The sequence below is a fragment of the Burkholderia sp. AU33545 genome (genome assembly GCF_020419685.1).
Taxonomy (GTDB): domain Bacteria; phylum Pseudomonadota; class Gammaproteobacteria; order Burkholderiales; family Burkholderiaceae; genus Burkholderia; species Burkholderia diffusa.
Window position 1 is genome coordinate 546,540 of sequence record NZ_JAIZRQ010000006.1, and the last position, 22,391, is coordinate 568,930.

The window sequence follows — 22,391 nt, forward strand, 5'->3', positions numbered from 1 at the left end:
GGACGAAATCATGACGGCAATCCAACACTTCTTTAAGACCTTCTTCCTGACGGAGCTGCTGAAGGGGCTCGCGCTGACCGGTCGTTACACGTTCAAGCGCAAGTTCACCGTGCAGTTCCCGGAAGAAAAGACCCCGATTTCGCCGCGTTTCCGCGGGCTGCATGCGCTGCGCCGCTATGAAAACGGCGAAGAGCGCTGCATCGCGTGCAAACTCTGCGAGGCAGTGTGCCCCGCGATGGCGATCACGATCGAATCGGAAACGCGCGCGGACAACACGCGCCGCACGACGCGCTACGACATCGACCTGACGAAGTGCATCTTCTGTGGTTTCTGCGAGGAAAGCTGCCCGGTCGATTCGATCGTCGAGACGCAGATTCTCGAGTACCACGGCGAAAAGCGCGGCGACCTGTATTTCACGAAGGAAATGCTGCTCGCGGTGGGCGATCGCTACGAGAAGGACATCGCCGCGGCGAAGGCCGCCGACGCGCCGTATCGTTGATTGTGTTTGCAGTGCCGGCCCGGCAGGAACGGGCCGAGCCGCCGCGACGGGTGCGGCACGCGAGAGCGTCCCGCAAGCCGCGCCTGACTATGGCCTAACGATGAACCGGTAATCATGGAATTCACGACCGTACTGTTCTACATCTTCGCGCTGCTCCTGGTGGTATCAGGGCTGAAGGTGATCACTTCGCGCAACCCGGTGGCGTCTGCGCTTTTCCTTGTGCTGGCGTTCTTCAACGCCGCCGCGATCTGGATGCTGCTGGAAGCGGAGTTCCTCGCGATCCTGCTGGTGCTGGTGTACGTGGGCGCCGTGATGGTGCTGTTCCTGTTCGTCGTGATGATGCTGGACATCAACATCGATTACCTGCGCCGCGACTTCAAGCGCTTCGTACCGATGGCGACCGTCGTCGGCGCGATCATCGTGGTCGAGACCGCGCTGATCCTGTGGCGCGGCTACGGCGACACGCACACGGTGCACGCGATGGCGACGGGCGCGATGGCCGACTGGTCGAACACGCGCCTGATCGGCAAGGTGATTTACACCGACTACATCTTCGCGTTTGAAATCGCAGGCCTGGTGCTGCTGGTCGCGATCATCGCCGCGATCGGGCTGACTGAGCGCAAGGGCAAGGACAGCAAGCGGCAGCGCGTGTCGGATCAGGTCAAGGTGCGCCGCGACGACCGCGTGCGCCTCGTGAAGATGGAAGCGGAAAAGCCGCAGCCGGAAACGGCGCAGAGCGAAGCCGGTACGAGCACCAACGGCTAAGCGGAGGAAAAGAAAACCATGCTGACTCTTGCTCATTACCTTGTGCTCGGCGCGATCCTCTTTGCGATCGCGATCGTCGGGATCTTCCTGAACCGCCGCAACATCATCATCATCCTGATGGCGATCGAACTGATGCTGCTGGCGGTGAACACCAACTTCGTCGCTTTTTCGCACTACCTCGGCGATGTGCACGGCCAGATATTCGTGTTCTTCGTGCTGACCGTCGCCGCAGCGGAAGCCGCGATCGGCCTCGCGATTCTGGTGACCCTGTTCCGTAAGCTCGACACGATCAATGTCGAGGATCTCGATCAGCTCAAAGGTTAATTTCAGGCAACGCTGTTATGTCAACGACACTCAATGAAAACCTGCTGCTGGCGATTCCGCTCGCTCCGCTGGCCGGCTCGCTGATTGCGGGGCTGTTCGGGAACGCAGTCGGGCGCAAGGGCGCACACCGGATCACGATCCTCGGCGTATTGATCGCGTTCCTCCTGTCGGCGAAAGTCTTCCTCGACGTGATGGGCGGCGCGAGCTTCAACGCGACCGTCTACGAATGGATGAACGTCGGTTCGCTGAAACTCGAAGTCGGCTTCCTCGTCGATTCGCTGACCGCGATGATGATGGTCGTCGTGACCTTCGTCTCGCTGATGGTGCACGTGTACACGATCGGCTACATGTCGGAAGAAGACGGCTACCAGCGCTTCTTCTCGTACATCTCGCTGTTCACGTTCTCGATGCTGATGCTCGTGATGAGCAACAACTTCCTGCAGCTGTTCTTCGGCTGGGAAGCGGTGGGTCTGGTGTCGTACCTGCTGATCGGCTTCTACTTCACGCGTGAGAGCGCGATCTACGCGAACATGAAGGCGTTCCTCGTGAACCGCGTGGGCGACTTCGGCTTCCTGCTGGGCATCGGCCTGCTGCTGGCGTTCGCGGGTTCGATGAACTACGGCGAAGTGTTCGCGAAGCGTGCCGAGCTCGCAAGCCTGCACTTCCCGGGCACCGACTGGGGCTTGCTGACCGTCGCCTGCATCTGCCTGTTCATCGGCGCGATGGGTAAATCGGCGCAGTTCCCGCTGCACGTCTGGCTGCCCGACTCGATGGAAGGCCCGACCCCGATCTCCGCGCTGATTCACGCGGCGACGATGGTGACGGCCGGCATCTTCATGGTGTCGCGCATGTCGCCGCTGTTCGAGCTGTCGGATACCGCGCTGTCGTTCATCACGGTGATCGGCGCGATCACGGCGCTCTTCATGGGCTTCCTCGGTATCGTCCAGAACGACATCAAGCGCGTGGTTGCGTATTCGACGCTGTCGCAGCTCGGCTACATGACCGTCGCGCTCGGCGTGTCCGCTTACCCGGTCGCCGTGTTCCACCTGATGACGCACGCGTTCTTCAAGGCGCTGCTGTTCCTTGGCGCCGGTTCGGTGATCATGGGCATGCACCACGACCAAGACATGCGCAACATGGGTGGCCTGCGCAAGTACATGCCGATCACGTGGATCACGTCGCTCGTCGGTTCGCTGGCGCTGATCGGTACGCCGTTCTTCTCCGGCTTCTACTCGAAAGACTCGATCATCGACGCGGTGAAGCTGTCGCACCTGCCGGGTTCGGGCTTCGCATACTTCGCGGTTGTCGCGAGCGTGTTCGTCACGGCGCTCTACTCGTTCCGCATGTACTTCCTGGTGTTCCACGGCGAAGAGCGCTTCCGCAAGCCGAAGCATCCTGAATCGCCGATGGGCATGGCGGCCGCGCACGGCCACGACGATCACGGCCATGGCCACGGTCATGACGACCACGCGCACGAGCCGCACGAGACCCCGTGGGTCGTGTGGGTGCCGCTGGTCCTGCTGGCCATTCCGTCGGTGATCATCGGTGCGATCGCGATTGGCCCGATGCTGTTCGGCGACTTCTTCCAGCACGGCGTCGCGTTCGACAAGGTGATCTTCATCGGTGAAAACCATCCGGCCCTGGCCGAGATGGCCGAAGAGTTCCACGGCTGGGTGGGCATGGGCCTGCACTCGGTGTCGGGCCTGCCGGTATGGCTGGCGCTCGCCGGTGTCGTCGTTGCGTGGTTCCTGTACCTGAAGCGTCCGGAGCTGCCGGCGTCGATCCGCCGCGCGTTCGGTCCGATCTACACGCTGCTGGACAACAAGTACTACATGGACAAGATCAACGAAGTGGTGTTCGCCCGTGGTTCGGTGGCGATCGGCCGCGGCCTGTGGAAGGAAGGCGACGTCGTCGTGATCGACGGTCTCGTCAACGGCAGCGCGCGGTTCATCGGCTGGTTCGCCGGCGTGATCCGCTTCCTCCAATCCGGTTACATCTATCACTACGCGTTCGCCATGATCATCGGCATGCTGGGGCTCCTGACCCTGTTTGTAACGCTCGGCGGCAAATAAGGCGGGGGGACAACACTAATGCACGCTTTTCCGATTCTCAGTACCGCGATCTGGTTGCCGATCGTTTTCGGCCTCCTCGTGCTCGCGGTGGGTAACGACAAAAATCCGGGGACGGCCCGCTGGGTCGCGCTGATCGGTTCGCTGCTCGGTCTCGCGGTCACGATTCCGCTGATCACGGGCTTCGACTCGAGCACGGCTGCGCTGCAGTTCGTCGAACAGTCGACCTGGATCGAGCGCTTCAACATCGCGTATCACCTCGGCGTCGACGGCATCTCGATGTGGTTCGTCGTGCTGACCGCGCTGATCACGGTGATCGTCGTGATCGCCGCGTGGGAAGTGATCACCGAGAACGTCGCGCAGTACCTCGCGGCGTTCCTGATCCTGTCCGGGATCATGATCGGCGTGTTCTCGGCGGCCGACGGCCTGCTGTTCTACGTGTTCTTCGAGGCGACCCTGATCCCGATGTACATCATCATCGGCGTGTGGGGCGGCCCGAACCGCGTGTACGCGGCGTTCAAGTTCTTCCTGTACACGCTGGCCGGCTCGCTGCTGATGCTGGTCGCGCTGATCTACCTGTACACGCAGACGCATTCGTTCGACCTCGCGACGTGGCAGAACGCCAAGATCGCGATGACACCGCAGATCCTGTTGTTCATTGCATTCTTCCTCGCGTTCGCGGTGAAGGTGCCGATGTGGCCGGTGCACACCTGGCTGCCGGACGCGCACGTGGAAGCGCCGACGGGCGGCTCGGTCGTGCTGGCGGCAATCATGCTGAAGCTCGGCGCGTACGGTTTCCTGCGTTTCTCGCTGCCGATCACGCCTGACGCAAGCCACTTCCTGGCACCGGTCGTGATCACGTTGTCGCTGATCGCGGTGATCTATATCGGCCTCGTCGCGATGGTGCAGGCCGACATGAAGAAGCTGGTCGCGTATTCGTCGATCGCGCACATGGGCTTCGTCACGCTCGGCTTCTTCATCTTCAACCAGCTCGGCGTCGAAGGCGCGATCGTCCAGATGATCTCGCACGGCTTCGTGTCGGGCGCGATGTTCCTGTGCATCGGCGTGCTGTACGACCGCGTGCACTCGCGCCAGATCGCCGATTACGGCGGCGTCGTGAACGTGATGCCGAAGTTCGCGGCATTTGCGATGCTGTTCTCGATGGCCAACTGCGGCCTGCCGGGTACCTCGGGTTTCGTCGGCGAGTTCATGGTGATTCTCGCGGCTGTCCAGTACAACTTCTGGATCGCATTCGGCGCGGCATTCACGCTGATCCTCGGCGCCGCCTACACGCTGTGGATGTACAAGCGCGTGTACTTCGGCGCGGTCGCGAACGATCACGTTGCAAAGCTGAAGGACATCGGCCGTCGCGAATTCGTGATGCTGGCCGTGCTCGCCGCGTTCACGCTGCTGATGGGTCTGTATCCGAAGCCTTTCACCGACGTGATGCACGTTTCCGTGGAAAACCTCCTCTCCCACGTCGCGCAGTCCAAGCTGCCGCTGGCCCAGTAATCGCGAGCGGAGGAAATCAAGATCATGAACGCTCCTATGAATGTCCTGTTGCCTGACGCGCTGGTGATGGTCGCCATCGTCGTCGCATGGCTGAACGACACCTTTACCGGTGCTGCTGGCCGCCGCCTGACCTATCTGATCGCGGTGGTTTCGTCGGTCGTTGCCGGCGTGTGGTTCGCGGTACAGGCGCTGGACCCGCAGCAGTATTACTTCTTCTCGCGGATGGTCGTCGTCGACTCGTTCGCGAGCATGATGAAGGCCGTCGTGTCGCTCGGCTTCGCGGTCTCGCTCGTCTATTCGCGCAAGTACCTCGAAGACCGCGACATGTTCCGCGGCGACGTGTTCCTGCTGGGCATGTTCTCGCTGCTCGGTCAACTGGTGATGGTGTCGGGCAACAACTTCCTGACGCTGTACCTCGGCCTCGAACTGATGTCGCTGTCGCTGTACGCCGTCATCGCGCTGCGCCGCGATGTCGCTCAGTCGAGCGAAGCCGCGATGAAGTACTACGTGCTGGGCGCGCTCGCGTCGGGCTTCGTGCTGTACGGCATTTCGATGCTCTACGGCGCGACCGGCTCGCTTGAGCTGGGCGAGGTGTACAAGGCGGTCGGCGGCAACACCGACGCGGCCGTGCTGATGTTCGGCGTGGTCTTCATCGTCGCCGGTATCGCGTTCAAGCTCGGCGCCGTGCCGTTCCACATGTGGGTGCCGGATGTCTACCAGGGCGCACCGACCGCGATGACGCTGTTCGTCGGCGGCGGCCCGAAGGTTGCCGCGTTCGCGTGGGGCCTGCGCTTCCTGGTGATGGGCCTGCTGCCGCTCGCTCAGAACTGGCAGACCGCGCTCGTGATCCTCGCCGCGCTGTCGCTGATCGTGGGTAACATCACCGGTATCGTCCAGCGCAACATCAAGCGGATGCTCGCGTACTCGGCGATCTCGAACATGGGCTTCGTGCTGCTTGGCCTGCTCGCCGGCATCGTGAAGGGCGACGCGGCCGCACCGGCGAACGCGTACAGCTCGGCGATGTTCTACGCGATCGTCTACCTGATCACGACGCTCGGCTCGTTCGGCGTGGTGATGCTGCTCGCACGCCGCGATTTCGAAGCGGAAACGATCGACGACTTCAAGGGCCTGAACAAGCGCAGCCCGGTGTTCGCGTTCGTGATGATGGTCATGATGTTCTCGCTGGCCGGTATCCCGCCGACCGTTGGCTTCTACGCGAAGCTCGCGGTGCTCGAGGCGACCGTCAACGCGGGTCTCACGTGGCTGGCCGTGCTGGCCGTGATCACGTCGCTGTTCGGCGCGTTCTACTACCTGCGCATCGTCAAGCTGATGTACTTCGATGCACCGCAGGACGCGACTCCGGTCACCGGCGATTTCTGCAAGCGCACGATCCTCGTGCTGAACGGTGTTGCAGTCGTGGTGCTCGGCCTGATCCCGAGCCCGCTGCTGACGGCCTGCCTGCAGGCGATCCGTCACACGCTGCCGCTGTAATGTCGGCAGCCGGCTGGTTCATCGTGCTGTTGGCGCTCGCATGCGCCAACGTACCGTTCCTGAACCAACGCCTTTTCGCCGTCGTGCCGATCGGTGCGACGAAGAAGAACGCGTGGGTTCGGATCGGCGAACTGATCGTGCTGTATTTCGTCGTCGGTGCGCTCGGCTTCTGGCTCGAGTCGCGCGCCGGCAACCGCTTCGAACAGGGCTGGCAGTTCTACGCGATCACGTTCAGTCTCTTCGTTGTATTCGCGTTTCCCGGCTTCACGTTCCAGTATCTCGTCAAACGACGCTGACGGCTTCGGCCGTCGCGTGCTCATTCCTCCGGAGCCCGCCGATGGCCGAACTACCCAATCACGACGCCGCACTGACCGAAACCTGCCTCGAGAGCGAGGCGATTTTCGACGGCTCGTTCCTCAAGCTGAAGCGCGATACCGTTCGTTTGCCCGACGGCAAGCAGGCCACGCGCGAATACGTCCAGCACCCCGGCGCTGTGATGGTGATCCCGCTGTTCGACGACGGCCGCGTGCTGATGGAAAGCCAGTATCGCTATCCGATCGGCAAGGTCATGGCCGAATTCCCTGCCGGCAAACTTGATCCGAACGAGGGCGCGCTCGCCTGCGCGGTGCGCGAACTGCGCGAGGAAACCGGCTACACGGCGCGCGAATACGTGTTCCTGGCCCGGATTCACCCGATCATTTCCTATTCGACCGAATTCATCGACCTGTATCTCGCGCGTGGCCTGACGGCCGGCGAGCGTAAGCTCGACGAAGGCGAATTCCTCGAAACCTTCACGGCGACGCTGCCCGACCTGCAGGAGTGGGTGCGCACAGGCCAGATCACTGACGTGAAGACGATCATCGGCACGATGTGGCTCGACAAGGTTCTGTCTGGCACCTGGCCGCTCGGCCCGGTCGAGAAGCCCTGACGGCGCGTCAGCGGCGGGTGGGGCGCCGCGTTACAATTGTGTGATGCGGCCGCTGTCCGGCCGTGCGATCCTCGTTTAGCACGATCGTTCACAAAAGCGCGTTTTGCGCTACACTCGCCACACGCCCTGATTCAGCATGAAGGTCCTCGATTTACAGTGCCCGCACGGTCATCGGTTCGAAGGCTGGTTCGCTTCCGCCGATGAGTTCGAAGCGCAGTTGTCCCGCAAGCTGGTCGAATGTCCGGTGTGCGGGACGACCGAGATCAACCGGATGCCGTCGGCGCCGCGCCTGAACCTGTCGGGTGCGACGCAGGCGCAGCCGACCGATCCGCGTGCGTTGCAGGCGCAGGTGATGCGCGCACTGCGCGAGGTGCTGGAGAAGACCGAGAACGTGGGCGAGCGCTTCGCCGAGGAAGCGCGGCGCATTCATTACAACGAGGCGCCGGCGCGCAGCATTCGTGGCGTCACGACGCCGGAGGATGCGCAATCCTTGGTCGAAGAAGGCATCGACGTGATGCCGCTACCGATTCCTGCCGCGCTGAAAGAACCGCTGCAATGACGTACGCAGTGTGTCCTTGCCGGGCCGGACGGCCGCGGCCAGGAGACACTGCGCATGGATCTGGATTACTCCCCCGCCGACGACGCGTTCCGCGTCGACGTCCGCGTCTGGCTCGAGGCCAACCTGCCTCATGCACTGCGCGCCAAGGTACTCGATCACAAACGACTGGACCGCGAGGATTTCGCGAGCTGGCACCGGATTCTCGGCCAGCGCGGCTGGTCCGCGCCCGCGTGGCCGGCCGAATATGGCGGTCCGGAATGGAACGCGACGCAGCGCCACATCTGGGATGAGGAGTGCGCACGCATCGGCGCGCCGACCGTGCTGCCGTTCGGCGTATCGATGGTCGCGCCGGTGCTGATGAAATACGGCAGCGAAGCGCAGAAGCGCCACTATCTGCCGCGCATTCTCGACGGTACCGACTGGTGGTGCCAGGGCTATTCGGAGCCGGGCTCCGGGTCGGATCTCGCATCGCTGCGCACGCGTGCCGAACGTCATGGCGACCACTACGTCGTCAACGGCCAGAAGACCTGGACGACGCTGGGTCAGTACGCGGACATGATGTTCTGTCTCGTGCGCACCGATCCGGCGGCGAAGAAACAGGAGGGCATCTCGTTCCTGCTGATCGACATGAAGACGCCTGGCATCACGGTGCGCCCGATCATCACGCTCGACGAGGATCACGAAGTCAACGAGGTGTTCTTCGAGGACGTGAAGGTGCCCGTCGAGAATCTCGTCGGCGATGAAAACCGCGGCTGGACTTACGCGAAATACCTGTTGGGCCACGAGCGCACCGGCATCGCACGCGTCGGCGCGTCGAAGCGCGAGCTCGCATTCCTGAAACGCGTGGCGTCGAACCAGCGCAAGAACGGCAAGCCGTTGCTCGCCGATCCCGTGTTTGCCGCGAAGGTTGCCGCGCTCGAAGTTGAGCTGATGGCGCTGGAGGTGACGGTGCTGCGTGTCGTGAGCCGCGAGACGAGCGGCAAGGGGCCGGGCCCCGAGGCATCAATGTTGAAGATCAAGGGCACCGAGGTGCAGCAGGCGCTTACCGAGCTGATGTTCGAGGCGATCGGGCCGCTCGCCGCGCCGTTCGACGTTCCGTTCCTCGAGGGCGAACGTGAACACAGCAGCGCGGGCGACGATGATGCCGCGCCGCTCGCGGCCTACTACTTCAATTACCGGAAGACGTCGATCTACGGTGGTTCGAACGAGATTCAGAAGAACATCATCGCGCAGATGATCCTGGGGCTGTGATCAGGGAACGGAGACAACCATGGATTTCAGCTTTACCGATGAGCAGCAACAGTTTGCCGACGCGCTGCGTCGTTATCTCGGCGAGCAATACGGTTTCGACGCACGCCAGGCCATCGTGCGAAGCGATGCCGGCGTGTCGGACGTGCAATGGAGCGCATTCGCGGAGCTGGGCCTGACCGCGCTGCCCGTGCCGGATGCACAGGGCGGTTTCGGCGGCGGCCCGGTCGACATGCTGGTCGCGATGCAGGAGCTCGGCCGTGCACTCGTGGTCGAGCCGTACTGGGCGACGGCGGTCGGCATCGAGGCGCTGCGTGTCGCCGGGTCCGGCACGGGTGACGATGCCGCGCTGCTGGAAGCGGTCGCACAAGGGCAGAAGCGCCTGGCCGTTGCATTCCACGAACCGCGGGCGCGCTACGACCTGTACGCGCTCGATACACACGCGCGTGAGCAGGGCGGCACGTACCGACTGACCGGAACCAAGTCGGTCGTTCAGCACGGCGCCCAGGCGCATGCGTGGATCGTACCCGCTCGGGTAGACGGCGGCGGCATCGGCCTGTTCGTCGTCGAGCGCGATGCCGCGGGGGCGAAACTCGTCGACTACCGGACGATCGACGGCCAGCGCGCTGCGACGATCGAACTGCGTGACACGCCTGCGCGGCAGCTGACGGGCGGCGCACGCGATGCGGCCGCACTCGAGCAGATTGCCGATTACGCGACCTTCCTGCTTTGCGCGGAAGCCGTCGGCGCACTCGACGAGCTGAACCGCGCGACGGTCGAATACACGAAGACGCGCGAACAGTTCGGCGTACCGATTGCACGTTTTCAGGCACTGCAGCACCGGATGGTCGACATGCTGATTCATGCAGAGCAGGCGCGCTCGCTGACTTACCTGGCTGCGGTGCGTTACGCGGGCGGCGATGCCGATGCCCGTCGCAAGGCGGTGTCGGCCGCGAAGGCGCGGGTCGGCGCGGCCGCACGCTTCGTCGGGCAGCAGGCGGTGCAACTGCACGGCGGCATGGGCGTGACCAATGAGGTAGCCGCCGCACACCTGTTCAAGCGGCTGTCGATCATCGAGACGACACTCGGCGACACCGATCATCATCTTGCGCGCATTGCGGCCCTGCCGGATTTCGCGCAAACCGACGCGGCATGACGGCGGCGCGTGAGCGCGCCAGAGGAGATAGACAGTGGGTATCAGTTACGAAGATCTGGAAGTCGGCAGTACGACCGAAATCGGCCGCTATACGTTCGAATCGGACGACATCAAGGCGTTCGCGCTACGCTACGATCCGCAACCGTTCCACCTCGACGAAGCGGCCGGCAAGGCATCGCCGTTCGGTGGACTGGTTGCGAGCGGCTGGCATACGTGTTCGGTGTTCATGAGCCTGCTCATCAAGAAGCTGGGGCCGGATTCGACCAGCATGGGCTCGCCCGGCATCGACTCTATCCGCTGGCTCAAGCCCGTGCGTGTCGGCGACACGATCACGATGTACCAGAAGGTCCACGACAAGCGCGTGTCGGCGAGCAAGCCCGATCGCGGCATCGTGTCGACGGAGTGGATCGGCGTCAACGGTGCCGGCGACACGGTGATCACCGTGCATACCAAGGTGATCTTCGGACTGCGTCATCCGCAAGGAGTAGGCGCATGACGGACGTGACAGTGCCGCTTATCGCGTCGGCGCAAGCGCTGCACGAGCGGGTCGGCGCGGAGCCGCTGGCGAGCGGCTGGGTCGAGATCGACCATCGTCGCGTCGATGGTTTTGCCGACGCCACCGGCGATCATCAGTGGATTCACGTCGATCCCGAGCGGGCGCGGCGCGAGTCGCCGTTCGGCGGCCCGATCGCGCACGGATTCCTGACGCTGTCGCTGATTCCCGCGCTGATGACCGATGCGATGCGCTTCGAGCAGAAGATGGGCGTGAACTACGGACTGAACCGCGTGCGATTCCTGAAGCCGGTGCCGGTCGGCGCACGCGTGCGCGCGCTGTTCGCGGTGAAGGAAGCCGCAGAGGCCGCTCAGGGCGGCGTGCAGGTGACGTGGTCTGTGTCGATGCAGGTCGACCGTCCGGACGTGCCGTTGCTCGTTTGCGCGGCGGAATTCATTACGCTGCACTATTTCTGATGCGCGCGGCGGCGTCGATGGATGCCGCCGCGTCTCTTGTTGCGTGGTTCGTCAGTGCTTTGCGTATTGCGTCGCACCGAACAGCATTTCGCGCGCCTTGTCGTCCTGCAGCGGCTTGCGCAGCGATGCAAGTACTTCGACGCCGCGCTGCACGGCCGGACGCGCGGCAATCGTTTCGTGCCAGCGCTTCACGTTTGGCAGTTCGTCGAGCGCGATGCCCTGATTCTGCCACGAGCGCGTCCACGGGAACGTCGCAATGTCCGCGATCGTGTACGTGTCGCCGGCGAGAAATTCGGATTCGCCGAGACGCTTTTCCATCACGTTGTACAGGCGCTTCGCTTCGTTCGTGTAGCGATTGACCGCGTACTCGATCTTCTCCGGCGCATACAGCCGGAAGTGATGCGCCTGCCCGAGCATCGGGCCGACGCCGCCCATCTGAAACATCAGCCATTCGAGCGTCGCGTAGCGCTCGGCCGGCTCGGTCGGCAGGAACTTGCCGGTCTTTTCCGCCAGGTACACGAGGATCGCGCCCGATTCGAACAGCGAGATCGGCTTGCCGCCGGGGCCGTCCGAGTCGACGATCGCGGGGATCTTGTTGTTCGGGCTGATCTTCAGGAATTCGGGCTTGAACTGGTCGCCCGCACCGATATCGACCGGATGCGCACGATACGCGAGGCCCGTTTCCTCGAGCATGATGTGTACCTTGTGGCCGTTCGGGGTCGCCCAGCTGTAGACGTCGATCATCGTCAACTCCTTTATTGCATGCGCGAAAACGGCGCCGGCGGGGCGCCGCGACAGGCGGTCATTAGAGCATGGATCGATGCGGACTGCAGGCGACGGAAACGTGCGGCCGCGCGCCTGCGCGTGCATGTCGTTGTGACGACCAAAACGCCGCTGGAACGGCGATGGCTTGCGTATCAGCGCTTGTAGCGCGGTTGGCGTTTCTCGAGGAATGCGGTAATCCCTTCGAATGCGTCCGCATGATGCAACGATGCGACGAAGTGATCGCGCTCGGTGTCCAGATGCGCATCGAGCGGCTGTGCGGTCGCATCGTCGAGCAGCGACTTGATGCGCGTGAGCGCGTTCGGCGAGATGCCGGCAAGCGAGTCGGCCCACGCGAGCGCGTCGGACAGCGCGGCACCGGGCACGGCGAGCCGATTGACGACGCCGAGCGCATGCAGTCGGTCGGCCGCGACGGGCTTGCCCTCGAACAGGATTTCGGCGGCGAGCGCACGCGGCAGTGCGCGCGAGAGGAACCACGAGCCGCCGCCGTCGGGCGTGAGGCCGACACGCGCGTACGACATCACGAACTTCGCGTCGTGCGCGGCAACGACCAGGTCGCACGCGAGCGCGAGCGAAAAGCCCGCGCCGGCCGCCGCACCTTCGACTGCCGCGATCACGGGCTTGGTCGCTGCGCGGATCGCCGTGATCCACGCGGCGAGTTGATCGATGCTGTCGGCCTGATAGGACGGATCCTTCGAGCGGTTATCGAGCAGCCGGTTCAGGTTGCCGCCCGCGCAAAAGAAGCGATCGGCACCCGTGAGCACGACCGCGCGAATGGCGGGGTCGCGCTCGGCGGTGGCGAGCGCCTCGACGCCGGCCGCATACATGTCGGGATGCAGCGCGTTGCGTGCGCCGGGATTGGACAGCGTGAGGACGAGCGTCGATTCGCTCTCGGGCGGACGCGAGGCCAGCAGTTCAGCACTCATGCGAGTGTATCTCCATCGGATGGCGAGGCTGCGGCACCGCATGCTACGCGGGCGCATGCGCATACCCGTGAGGGTGCTGCCGCAGCGGATGCGTTGTTGTCGTGACAGACGCGAAACTGCTTTAGACTAGCACGAACGTGCTTTTCAGCGCGACGCATCCCGATGCCGCCGGCATCGCCGCGGCCGCGCTTCAGCAACGAAGGAGACTCCGATGCTACAGCTGTGCGGTATTCCGTTGTCCAACTATTACAACAAGGTGAAGTTCGTCCTGCTCGAACATGACATCCCGTTCGAGGAAATGGCATGCAGCCTGCCGATCAGCGATCCGGCACTGCTCGCCGATTCGCCGCTCGGCAAGATTCCGTTCTTGAAGACGGAAGAGGGCGCGCTGTTCGAATCGCAGGTGATCATCGAATATCTGGCGGCGCGTTATCCCGACAAGGCCATTTTCCCGGCCGGACCGTTCGCGGCCGCGAAGGTGCGTGAACTCGTCGAGACGCTCGAGCTGTATCTCGAATGGACCACGCGCGAGGTCTATACGGAAGCGTTTTTCGGCGGCAAGGTCAGCGACGGGACGAAGGCGCACGTCGAGAAGCGCCTGCCGCGCTCGATCAATGCGTTCAAGCGGATGACGCAGTTCTCGCCCTACGTGCTCGGCGACACGTTCAGTCTTGCGGACATTGCCGCGACGATTCATCTGCCGGTGATCGGCATGGCGACGAAGGCCATCTTCGGTCGCGATTTCCTGCTTGATGCCGGCATTGACTGGAAGGCGCACGCGAAGCTGGTCGGCGAGCGGCCGGCCGCGCAGCGCGTGGCGGCTGATCGCAAGGCCTACGTCGAGGCGACGAGCGCTGCGCGTTCGTAAGCGCGGCGTGGGCGCGGTGTCGTACCGCGCCCGGCCGCCCATGCAGGACTTACAGGCGTGCGAGCCGTTCGAGTGCGGATGACAGCGTGCTTTCCTGTTTCGCGAAGCAGAAGCGCACGACGCCCGATTCGCGCGGTTCGTGATAGAACGCCGACACCGGAATCGCCGCCACGCCGATCTCCGACGTGAGCCACTTCGAGAATTCCGCTTCGGGCAGGTCGCTGATCGCCGAATAGTCGACGCACTGGAAGTACGTGCCGGGGCATGGCAGCAGCTTGAAGCGCGTGCGCTCGAGGCCGGCGCGGAAGAAGTCGCGCTTCTTCTGGTAGAAGTCGGGCAGTGTCAGGTACGGTGCCGGATCGCGCAGGTAGTCGGCGAGCCCGACCTGCATCGGTGTATTCACCGTGAACACGTTGAACTGATGGACCTTGCGGAACTCCGCGGTCAGCGCGGCAGGCGCCGCGACGTAGCCAACCTTCCAACCCGTCACATGGTAGGTCTTCCCGAAGCTCGACACGATGAAGCTGCGCGCGGCCAGTTCCGGGTAGCGCGCGACGCTTTCATGGCGCGCGCCGTCGTAGACCATGTGTTCGTACACTTCATCCGACAGGATCAGCACGTTGGTGCCGCGCACGATCTCCTCGAGTTTGCGCATGTCGGCCTCGCGCCACACGGTGCCGGTCGGATTGTGCGGCGTGTTGATCATGATCATTCGCGTTTTCGGCGTGATGGCGGCGGCCAGGCGATCGAACGGAATCGCATAGTCGGGCGCTTCCAGCGTGACGAACACGGGCTTGCCGCCGGCGAGCTCGATCGACGGCAGATAGCTGTCGTAGGTCGGTTCGACGACGATCACCTCGTCACCCGGATGGACAGCGCACAGGATCGCCGTCAGCAGGGCCTGCGTCGCGCCGGCCGTGACCGTGATCTCGGTGGCGGGATCGTAGAGCCGGCCGTAGACCTGCGCGATCTTGCCGGCGATCGCGTCGCGCAACGGCGCGACGCCGGCCATCGGCGGATACTGGTTGTGACCGTTGCGCATCGCGGTTGCGACCGCGTCGACGATGCGCGGGTCGCAGTCGAAATCCGGGAAGCCCTGGCCGAGGTTCACGGCGCCTTTCTCGGCGGCGAGCGCGCTCATGACCGTGAAGATCGTCGTGCCGACGTTCGGCAGGCGCGAGGGGAAAACGGGAGTCGTGGGCATGTCGGAAGGAGCGTTCATCGATACGGTCGCAAGCGGGTGGTGCCGGGCCCTTCAGGCCGGCGTGGTAGTGGTGGCCAACGCGGCATCGAGCGCGCAGGCTTCGGTAAACGGCGCGGGCTGTGCGATCCGGAAGCCGAAGTCGCGCGCGGTGCGCTTCGCGAGCTTGAGCAGCGCACGGTCCTTCGATACGAGCCAGTCCGCCTGCGCGGCGCGCGCAAGCTCGAGGAATTTCTGGTCGTCGCGGTCCTTGCACTTTGGCAGGGGGGGCGCGCCGGCGTCGACGGGCGGTGGCTCGACGAGGCTCGTCAGGCGCGCGACGGTCGCGAGCGCCTCGGCCTTGTCGATCGCGCGTGCCTGAAACTGCGGATAATCGAGCACGAGCTCGAGCTCGTTCAGGCAGCGGCCGTCGATTACGGCGGCCAGCGTGCCGCGTTCGAGCGCAGCCCGGATCGGGCGTGTGGCAGGGTCGTCGAATACGAGTATGTCGATCCAGACGTTCGAGTCGAGCACGACGCGATGTGCGGCATGCGGGGCGAGGGAGCGGGTCATTCGTTACAATCGGTGGTTTTCGTCTGACCGCAAGGCACGGCGTGCCAGCGAGCCTCTATGATAATCGTTCTCTCCCCAGCCAAATCCCTCGACTACGATACGCCCGCCCACGTCCCGTCTTACACGAAGCCTGCATTCGTCGACGATGCGTCGGAACTGATCGACGGCCTGCGCAAGTTGTCGCCGCAGGACATCTCGACGCTGATGGACATCTCCGATCCGCTCGCGCGGCTGAACTTCCAGCGCTATGCGGACTGGTCGCCGACCTTCACGACGGCCAACGCGAAGCAGGCTGTGCTCGCGTTCAACGGCGACGTGTACGAAGGGTTCGATGCCAAATCGCTGACGGCCACCGATCTCGACTACGCACAGCAGCACGTGCGCGTGCTGTCGGGCCTTTACGGGCTGCTGCGTCCGCTCGACCTGCTGCAGCCGTACCGGCTCGAGATGGGTACCCGATTCGCGAACGCGCGCGGCAAGGATCTGTATGCATTCTGGGGCGACCGGATCACGCGGGCGCTGAACGAGCAGCTCGAGACGCGCAGCGGCGCGGCGCGCGTGCTGATCAACTGCGCGTCGACCGAGTACTTCAAGTCGGTCAAGCCGAAACTGCTGGCTGCGCCGATCGTCACGCCGGTGTTCGAGGACTGGAAGGGCGGCCGCTACAAGATCATCAGCTTCCATGCGAAGCGCGCCCGTGGCTTGATGGCGCGCTACATCGTCGAGAACCGCATCGCCGAACCGGCGGCGCTGAAGGATTTCGCGGTGGAAGACTACGCGTTCGATGCCGCTGCGTCGAATGATTCGACTTACGTATATCGCCGGCGAATCGGCGAATGACCAAGCTGGCCGTTCACGAGACGGCCGGCGCATGCATGAGGCCGGACCCGCGGCAAACTGCCGGTTCCGGTCGACACTGGAGAGATAGATGACCCTTTCGATCACCAGCAATTTCGACGCGGGCGCCATCGACGTCGTGTCGTGCGACAGCCCCGACGCGATCCGGCTGCGCGTACGCGGCGACAACCGCTCGGAATTCGCGCAATGGTTCTACTTCCGCTTGACGGGCGCACGCGGTACGCGGTGCGTGATGTCTTTCGAGAATGCGGCCGAATGCGCGTATCCGTCGGGATGGCGTAACTACAGTGCGGTCGCGAGCTACGACCGGGTCGACTGGTTCCGCGTGCCGACGACGTTCGACGGCAAGACGATGACCATCGACCATACGCCCGAGTTCGACAGCATCTACTACGCGTATTTCGAGCCGTACTCGGAGGAGCGTCATGCAGCGTTCCTTGGCGCGGTCCAGCAATTGCCGCAGGCGAGCGTCGTCGAGCTCGGCCGAACGGTCGAAGGCCGTCCGATGTCGCTGCTGACGCTCGGTACGCCGGAGGTCGACGGCGCACCGAAGAAGAAGGTATGGATCATCGCGCGCCAGCACCCGGGCGAGACGATGGCCGAGTGGTTCGTCGAAGGGCTCGTCAAGCGACTGGCCGGGTGGGGCGACTGGGCGGGCGATCCGGTGGCGCGCAAGCTATACGACCGCGCGACGTTTTATATCGTCCCGAACATGAATCCGGACGGCAGCGTGCACGGCAACCTGCGCACCAACGCGGCGGGTGCGAACCTGAACCGCGAGTGGATGGCGCCCGATACCGAGCGCAGCCCCGAAGTGCTGGCTGTGCGCGATGCGATCCATTCGATCGGCTGCGACATGTTCTTCGACATTCACGGTGACGAGGATCTGCCGTACGTGTTCGTCGCGGGTTCGGAAATGCTGCCGAGCTTCACGGAGCAGCAGGGCAAGGAGCAGACCGCATTCATCGATGCGTTCAAGGTCGCGAGCCCGGATTTCCAGACCGAGCACGGTTATGCGGCGAGCAAGTACAGGGAAGACGCGCTCAAGCTCGCGTCGAAGTACATCGGCCATCAGTTCGGCTGCCTGTCTCTGACGCTCGAGATGCCGTTCAAGGACAATGCGAATCTTCCGGACGAGCGGGTCGGCTGGAACGGCGAGCGGAGCGCCGCGCTCGGCGCGGCGATGCTGGCGGCAATCCTGGTGCACGTCGAGACGTTCGCGTAAGCGTACCTTCGTCGATATGAAAAAGCCGGCGCATCGCACGATGCGCCGGCTTTTTTGCTTCTGTCGTTGCCGCTCCTTCGGATCAGGACTTCTTCTTCGCGGTTTTCTTCTTCACGGCTTTCTTCTGGCCGCTTGATTTTTGCGTTGCGACGGCCTTCTTGGAGGTGCGGCCGGATGTCTTGGCCTTGCCGCGGTGCGACTTGCCCTTGAACTTCTTCGTCGACGACGACGGGCGCTCGACACGCGGCTTCAGTGGTGGCACCGGATCGTTCCAGCTGAACGCCAGCATTTGTTGTCCGACATAGCCGCAGCGGAATTTCAGCGGTGTCGGATCGCTGCCGTCGCTGTGGACGCCGAGGCCGTCCACGGTGACGATGTTGTCGACCTTCACGCGCTGCTTGCCCTGATCGAACGAATCATTCCACGGCGTGATCGTCGCGTTGCCATTTTCGAACGCGTTCGGCGCGAAGTCGACGCGGTCGAAGGCCGTCGATGTGCTGGCGATGAAGCTGCCGTGCGCCGCACAATCGGCGACGATCGGATCCGCATGCATCTCATTGACGAATTTGTTGATCAGTTCGGAGCGCTGATCGAGGAGGTCGGCGAATACCGGTGCCGGAAGCGCAAGCGACAGGCCCGCGACACAGGCTGCCAGCTTGCCGAACGCCCGGAAGATCCGGAGCGAGGCAGGTGAGCTGTCCATCTGGTTATTGGTGAGGAGCGAATGAGACATCGGGCACGTATAGATGCCCGATGAAGAACAGGAGTTCAATCTTAGCGTAAAAAAGTCGTGCGGCAGTAGATGTCGCGCTCTCCCGCGCTGCGGAAGCGGATCGTTAGGCGCACCGATCGCACCGGGACCGGCGTGTTCAGGCGCGCGGGCCGCCGAGGCGATAGCGCCGAACGTCGAACGTCGTGACCCACGCCGGACGATAGACGGCGATGAGTGCGGTGGCCATGCCGGTGAACCACGCTTCGCCGAGCGCGAGCAGCGCGGTGTTCAGCAGATAGCCTGCGGGAATGACGACGGGCACGCCGTCCGCGAGAACGAGCCTGACACCGGCCGCAGCCGCGGCGACGGTGACGATCGCGATGGCCGGTGACAGGAACCCCTGGCAGGTGATGAACGACGCGAGATTGTGCGGGAGCCGCGCAATCGCGGCGCGTTGCAGCAATGCGGACACGGCGACCGGTAGCGCGCCGTAGATCAGATAGGTGACGCCGACGCCTTGCCACGGCGCATCGAAGACGATAGCGGCGACGGCAGTGACGGCGCCCATCGCGATCAGCGCAAGCGTCCAGTCGAACAGCGTGACGAGCAGCGTCGCGCCGAGCAGGTGCATGACGATGCCGTCTTCGAGCCACGCATTCGAGGCCCAGAGCACCGTGATCGCGGTGACGAGCGCGAGCCACACGTGCTGGAGCGTTGCGTCCTGGAGACGGACGAAGGGACGATTCCAGAGCGCGAGCGCGAGCAGCGCCACGGCGGCGATCCAGCCACCGATGCCAACCCAGAGCGGAAGCGGTGTGAAAAGAAAACCCATGCGTCCATATTACTCGTTGAGCATCAAAGGTGGGAATCCGCACATGTCGACCGTCGCAATATCGATACTGTTCGCTCAGCGCTCGCGCCGAAACCGCGCTGGCGGTTCGGCCGCGAGCGGCAGGTCCCGGGTGTCGGTGTTCGCGGCGGGCAGCGGGTATGGACGGTCGTTCCGTTGCTTGCGCAGCGGAACCGGGCCGCGTTCGCCGATGACGGGCTTGCTTGCACGATCACGGTTCGCCAGCAATACCTCGAGATGCGGCGACAGCCACCCGTTGTAGATCGCGACTGCGGCGGCGCGGTTTGCCGCGCCCAGCTGCTGGAAGATGCTTGCGAGGTGGATCTTCACGGTACCTTCGCTGATGCCGAGCGTGCGAGCGATCATCTTGTTGGTGCTGCCCATATGGACGAAGCGCATGATCTGCGCCTGTCTCGGCGAGAGGAGGCCGCTTGGCGGGCGGCGTGGCAGCGATCCGGCGAGCGTCTGGAAATGGGCGTCGTGGCGTACTGCGGCAGTGGAGGGCAGCAGGCTGAGTGCGATGGGCGGGATGTAATGGCCGCCCAGCAGAACCATTTCGAGTGCCCGCACGATCAGGTGCGGCCGCGTGGAGTGCGGGATCACACCCGCGACGCCATAGTTGTAGAAGCGCTGGATGGCTTCCGGCGTGGATTCGTCGATCAGTACTGCGGCGGGTGTCGGCGAACAGGCGCTGCAGAGCGCCTGGAGTTCGCAGAGGCGGCCGACGTCCAGCCAGTCGATGGCAACGAGGTCGAAGCGCTGGGTGCGCAGCAGCCGGCGCGCCTGGAAGCCATCGGGCGCATCGTTGATACTGGCGTGACGGTCGATCTGCCGCAGCAGGGCCTTCAGTCCGTCACGCCGTTCGGCGTCTGAGTTCAGCACCAGGAACCGCATATTCAACCTCCGTAAGGTGAGTCATTGAGCTGCCGTTGGCATGCGTTGGATCCGATAATGACAAAAACCTTACACGAAGTCTGCTTGGCTGAAAGGCTTAGGAGAAGTCTGAAATTTCGAGTGAGGGAAATGCGGACGAGAAAAAAGCCGCTCCGGCTGGAACCGGGAGCGGCTTCGTCGGGCAGGCGCTGGGGGCCTGCGATGCACGATCAGTGAAAGTGCGGTTGGGCGGGCGACGCGTCTTCTGGCATTTCGGCGTGGACGATCTCGCCGAGCGGATCCGCATAGAGCGGCACGCCGCAGTCGTCGCAGTATTCAGGCTCGAAGCGGCCCGCGTGCCGGCGGACGTCGGTCACGCCGCATTCCTTCAGCAGACTTACGATCTCCTCAAGCGGCCCTTCGATCGGTGCTTCGCCTTCGAGCGTCGCGCTGTCGATCGACACGTCGCCGTTTTCGCGGCCGTAGAGCGGCCACACGACGCCATAGATCACGTCGTTGCTGGCGCGTCGCGTGAAGCCGACGCGATACTCGTCGATCCGGCGCTCGCCGAAGCCCGCGACCACGGCGCGCAGCTCTTGCGGTGCCGTACCAAGTGTGTCGAAAAGATAACGTATAGCCGTTCGGACCGTGTGCGGACGGATGCGCTCGTCCGCATCACGGCAGGCCGAATAGTATGCGTCCGGGAGCAGGCATTCGAACTCACAGCCGGGGAGGGCAATCGACAGGTTCGGACCACCCTGCGCGGTCCATTGCTCGAGACACTGACCGCGTTCGATCCGATTGCCGTGCTCTTCTTCCTGCCAGCGGAACAGCGGTGCGCCGGCTGGAGCGGCGACGACGGCGAGGAGGAAGCGCGGGTCAGCCAGGATCGGCGAGGTTTCGGGCAGGTCGCCGAAGCTGAGCTTGGCTGCATGCTGGCCGAGCGCCGCGTGCGCGAGTTGCTGGGCGAGCCGGTAGGTCTCGACGTGGTGGCGCGGCAATTGGTCGATGCTGTAGAGGAACGGGGCCAGCCCGACCAGCGTGCCGGTAGCGAGCACGTGCGCCTGAAGGTGCGTGCGCAATGCGTCGGCGACATCGCCTTTCAGCGGGCCAGATGGAATCATATAGCGCGTCCAGGCAAGAACGGGAACGGCGACCAGCAGCGCATCGTACGGCTGGCCGTCGTGCTCGATCACCATCGATTCACTATGCGTCTCGGCCATGTCGGCGAGCGCGCCATAGGCGTCAGGGTGGTTCTGCTGCAGATGGTCGAGTGCCGCGTCGAGCGTGGTCTGGTTGCCGTTGCGAACGATCTTGGCGAGTAGCGCATCGAGCTTCGCTTCCCAGAAGCGATCCTCGATGCGGCTGCCCGAGGCGAAGAGCGCAAGCGACAGGCCGACCAGTTTGTCGGCGTCGGGGGGGAGGCGTTTGGCGATTCGCTGGCGCATATTAAATACGTATAGAAAGGGGCGAAGAACCTCACATTCTAGTCCGTTCTTTGCACCATAAGCGGTCTCGTGCTCCGGCATGGCCGGAAGGCCGAATCGGCGGGGATGAAGAAAAATCCATCAAACCCTTGCGCGATTGCCGGGAGCTGCTTAGAATCACGCCTCTTTCGCGCTAACGGAAACGCAGCGCGGGGGAAGAAGGGAAGCGGTGCGATGGAGGGTCGGTTGTAGAGCCCCGGTGCACATGAAGTTGAACCCAGTCGTCGCAACGAAGCAGTTCAAAAAGTTGTTGACTGACTGAAAAAGACGGTTCATAATCTCGCTTCTCTGCTGCTGAAAACGCGGCGCTGCTGGGAAACTTCAGGTTTCTCGCAGAAATGCTCTTTAAAAATTAACAGCCGATAAGTGTGGGCGCTTGATGGAAGCGAGCTGATCTTCGGATCAGATAGCGAAAGTATCAAGAGTCTCACACTAAAGTAAGTCAGGTTTATGAAGCAATTCATATTCCTGTCAGCTTTGAGTGAGCGACCGGTTCGAAAGAACCGAAAACAGTAACAGGTTTAAACTGAAGAGTT

The 22,391-nt window shown here is 63.5% G+C and carries 24 protein-coding genes; 16 read left to right on the forward strand and 8 right to left on the reverse strand.

From position 1 onward, the window contains the following. Nucleotides 1–10: 10 nt before the first annotated feature. The 13 genes from nuoI to LGM71_RS22780 all read left to right on the forward strand — a co-directional run bounded on the left by nuoI (nt 11) and on the right by LGM71_RS22780 (nt 11,520). Nucleotides 11–499, forward strand: coding sequence for an NADH-quinone oxidoreductase subunit NuoI (nuoI, locus tag LGM71_RS22720; protein WP_009691265.1), 489 nt, complete (start codon nt 11–13; stop codon nt 497–499). A gap of 114 nt (nt 500–613) precedes the next feature. After that, nucleotides 614–1,264, forward strand: coding sequence for an NADH-quinone oxidoreductase subunit J (locus tag LGM71_RS22725; protein ID WP_059600433.1), 651 nt, complete (start codon nt 614–616; stop codon nt 1,262–1,264). 18 nt (nt 1,265–1,282) lie between these two features. Beyond that, complete coding sequence (gene nuoK, locus LGM71_RS22730; protein WP_004185739.1) at nt 1,283–1,588, forward strand: NADH-quinone oxidoreductase subunit NuoK; 306 nt, start codon at nt 1,283–1,285, stop codon at nt 1,586–1,588. Between the two features lie 17 nt (nt 1,589–1,605). Then, nucleotides 1,606–3,660 carry an NADH-quinone oxidoreductase subunit L gene (gene nuoL, locus LGM71_RS22735; protein ID WP_059533198.1) on the forward strand — a complete coding sequence of 685 codons (2,055 nt, stop codon included), beginning with the start codon at nt 1,606–1,608 and terminating at the stop codon, nt 3,658–3,660. A gap of 18 nt (nt 3,661–3,678) precedes the next feature. Then, on the forward strand, nt 3,679–5,169 hold the full coding sequence (locus LGM71_RS22740; RefSeq protein ID WP_059600434.1) for an NADH-quinone oxidoreductase subunit M: 1,491 nt from the start codon (nt 3,679–3,681) through the stop codon (nt 5,167–5,169). Between the two features lie 36 nt (nt 5,170–5,205). Further along, nucleotides 5,206–6,660, forward strand: coding sequence for an NADH-quinone oxidoreductase subunit NuoN (nuoN, locus tag LGM71_RS22745; protein ID WP_226116478.1), 1,455 nt, complete (start codon nt 5,206–5,208; stop codon nt 6,658–6,660). Next, nucleotides 6,660–6,956 (forward strand): DUF2818 family protein, encoded by a 297-nt coding sequence (locus LGM71_RS22750; protein ID WP_226116456.1) that lies wholly within the window; start codon nt 6,660–6,662, stop codon nt 6,954–6,956. Before nuoN ends, LGM71_RS22750 begins: the two co-directional genes overlap by 1 nt. Before the next feature lie 41 nt (nt 6,957–6,997). Continuing rightward, entirely contained in the window at nt 6,998–7,588 is a 591-nt protein-coding gene (locus LGM71_RS22755; protein WP_124903399.1) for an NUDIX domain-containing protein, read from the forward strand. Nucleotides 7,589–7,724: 136 nt separating this feature from the next. Beyond that, a complete protein-coding gene (locus LGM71_RS22760) occupies nt 7,725–8,147 on the forward strand; it encodes a DUF1178 family protein (RefSeq protein WP_059600436.1) in 423 nt (140 codons plus the stop codon). Nucleotides 8,148–8,201: 54 nt separating this feature from the next. After that, the gene (locus LGM71_RS22765) at nt 8,202–9,398 is read left to right on the forward strand and encodes an acyl-CoA dehydrogenase family protein (RefSeq protein WP_124626884.1); all 1,197 of its coding nucleotides are present in this window, start codon (nt 8,202–8,204) and stop codon (nt 9,396–9,398) included. Between the two features lie 19 nt (nt 9,399–9,417). Further along, complete coding sequence (locus LGM71_RS22770) at nt 9,418–10,551, forward strand: acyl-CoA dehydrogenase family protein (RefSeq protein ID WP_226116457.1); 1,134 nt, start codon at nt 9,418–9,420, stop codon at nt 10,549–10,551. 34 nt (nt 10,552–10,585) lie between these two features. Next, the gene (locus LGM71_RS22775) at nt 10,586–11,047 is read left to right on the forward strand and encodes a MaoC family dehydratase (RefSeq protein WP_226116458.1); all 462 of its coding nucleotides are present in this window, start codon (nt 10,586–10,588) and stop codon (nt 11,045–11,047) included. Next, entirely contained in the window at nt 11,044–11,520 is a 477-nt protein-coding gene (locus LGM71_RS22780; RefSeq protein ID WP_226116459.1) for a MaoC family dehydratase, read from the forward strand. Before LGM71_RS22775 ends, LGM71_RS22780 begins: the two co-directional genes overlap by 4 nt. A 51-nt stretch (nt 11,521–11,571) precedes the next feature. Here the strand turns inward: LGM71_RS22780 and LGM71_RS22785 are convergent, their stop codons facing one another. Together LGM71_RS22785 and LGM71_RS22790 are read right to left on the reverse strand one after the other, a co-directional pair. Next, nucleotides 11,572–12,264 carry a glutathione binding-like protein gene (locus LGM71_RS22785; protein WP_059600441.1) on the reverse strand — a complete coding sequence of 231 codons (693 nt, stop codon included), beginning with the start codon at nt 12,262–12,264 and terminating at the stop codon, nt 11,572–11,574. A gap of 173 nt (nt 12,265–12,437) precedes the next feature. Beyond that, on the reverse strand, nt 12,438–13,229 hold the full coding sequence (locus LGM71_RS22790; RefSeq protein WP_124626890.1) for an oxepin-CoA hydrolase, alternative type: 792 nt from the start codon (nt 13,227–13,229) through the stop codon (nt 12,438–12,440). A 211-nt stretch (nt 13,230–13,440) separates the two neighbouring features. Between LGM71_RS22790 and LGM71_RS22795 the strand changes: the two genes are divergently transcribed. Further along, on the forward strand, nt 13,441–14,097 hold the full coding sequence (locus tag LGM71_RS22795; protein WP_174911840.1) for a glutathione S-transferase: 657 nt from the start codon (nt 13,441–13,443) through the stop codon (nt 14,095–14,097). A 49-nt stretch (nt 14,098–14,146) separates the two neighbouring features. Here LGM71_RS22795 and LGM71_RS22800 read toward each other — a convergent pair whose 3' ends face one another. Continuing rightward, the gene (locus LGM71_RS22800; RefSeq protein WP_226116461.1) at nt 14,147–15,319 is read right to left on the reverse strand and encodes a pyridoxal phosphate-dependent aminotransferase; all 1,173 of its coding nucleotides are present in this window, start codon (nt 15,317–15,319) and stop codon (nt 14,147–14,149) included. 33 nt (nt 15,320–15,352) lie between these two features. Then, nucleotides 15,353–15,850: a putative toxin-antitoxin system toxin component, PIN family gene (locus LGM71_RS22805; protein WP_174911834.1), complete on the reverse strand. Its 498-nt coding sequence runs from the start codon at nt 15,848–15,850 to the stop codon at nt 15,353–15,355. Nucleotides 15,851–15,907: 57 nt separating this feature from the next. On the opposite strand from LGM71_RS22805, the gene yaaA reads away from it, so the two are divergent. Beyond that, on the forward strand, nt 15,908–16,690 hold the full coding sequence (yaaA, locus tag LGM71_RS22810) for a peroxide stress protein YaaA (protein WP_059600446.1): 783 nt from the start codon (nt 15,908–15,910) through the stop codon (nt 16,688–16,690). Nucleotides 16,691–16,778: 88 nt separating this feature from the next. Continuing rightward, nucleotides 16,779–17,933, forward strand: coding sequence for a M14-type cytosolic carboxypeptidase (locus LGM71_RS22815; RefSeq protein WP_226116463.1), 1,155 nt, complete (start codon nt 16,779–16,781; stop codon nt 17,931–17,933). Between the two features lie 82 nt (nt 17,934–18,015). On the opposite strand, the gene LGM71_RS22820 is transcribed toward LGM71_RS22815, so the two are convergent. The 4 genes from LGM71_RS22820 to LGM71_RS22835 form a co-directional block, all read right to left on the reverse strand. Beyond that, nucleotides 18,016–18,666, reverse strand: coding sequence for a BspC domain-containing protein (locus LGM71_RS22820; protein ID WP_124626897.1), 651 nt, complete (start codon nt 18,664–18,666; stop codon nt 18,016–18,018). A 136-nt stretch (nt 18,667–18,802) separates the two neighbouring features. After that, nucleotides 18,803–19,477 carry an energy-coupling factor ABC transporter permease gene (locus tag LGM71_RS22825; RefSeq protein ID WP_059600449.1) on the reverse strand — a complete coding sequence of 225 codons (675 nt, stop codon included), beginning with the start codon at nt 19,475–19,477 and terminating at the stop codon, nt 18,803–18,805. A 75-nt stretch (nt 19,478–19,552) separates the two neighbouring features. Then, entirely contained in the window at nt 19,553–20,389 is an 837-nt protein-coding gene (locus tag LGM71_RS22830; RefSeq protein WP_059600450.1) for a response regulator transcription factor, read from the reverse strand. 209 nt (nt 20,390–20,598) lie between these two features. Then, nucleotides 20,599–21,816, reverse strand: coding sequence for a DUF2863 family protein (locus LGM71_RS22835; RefSeq protein WP_059533163.1), 1,218 nt, complete (start codon nt 21,814–21,816; stop codon nt 20,599–20,601). Nucleotides 21,817–22,391: the final 575 nt, after the last annotated feature.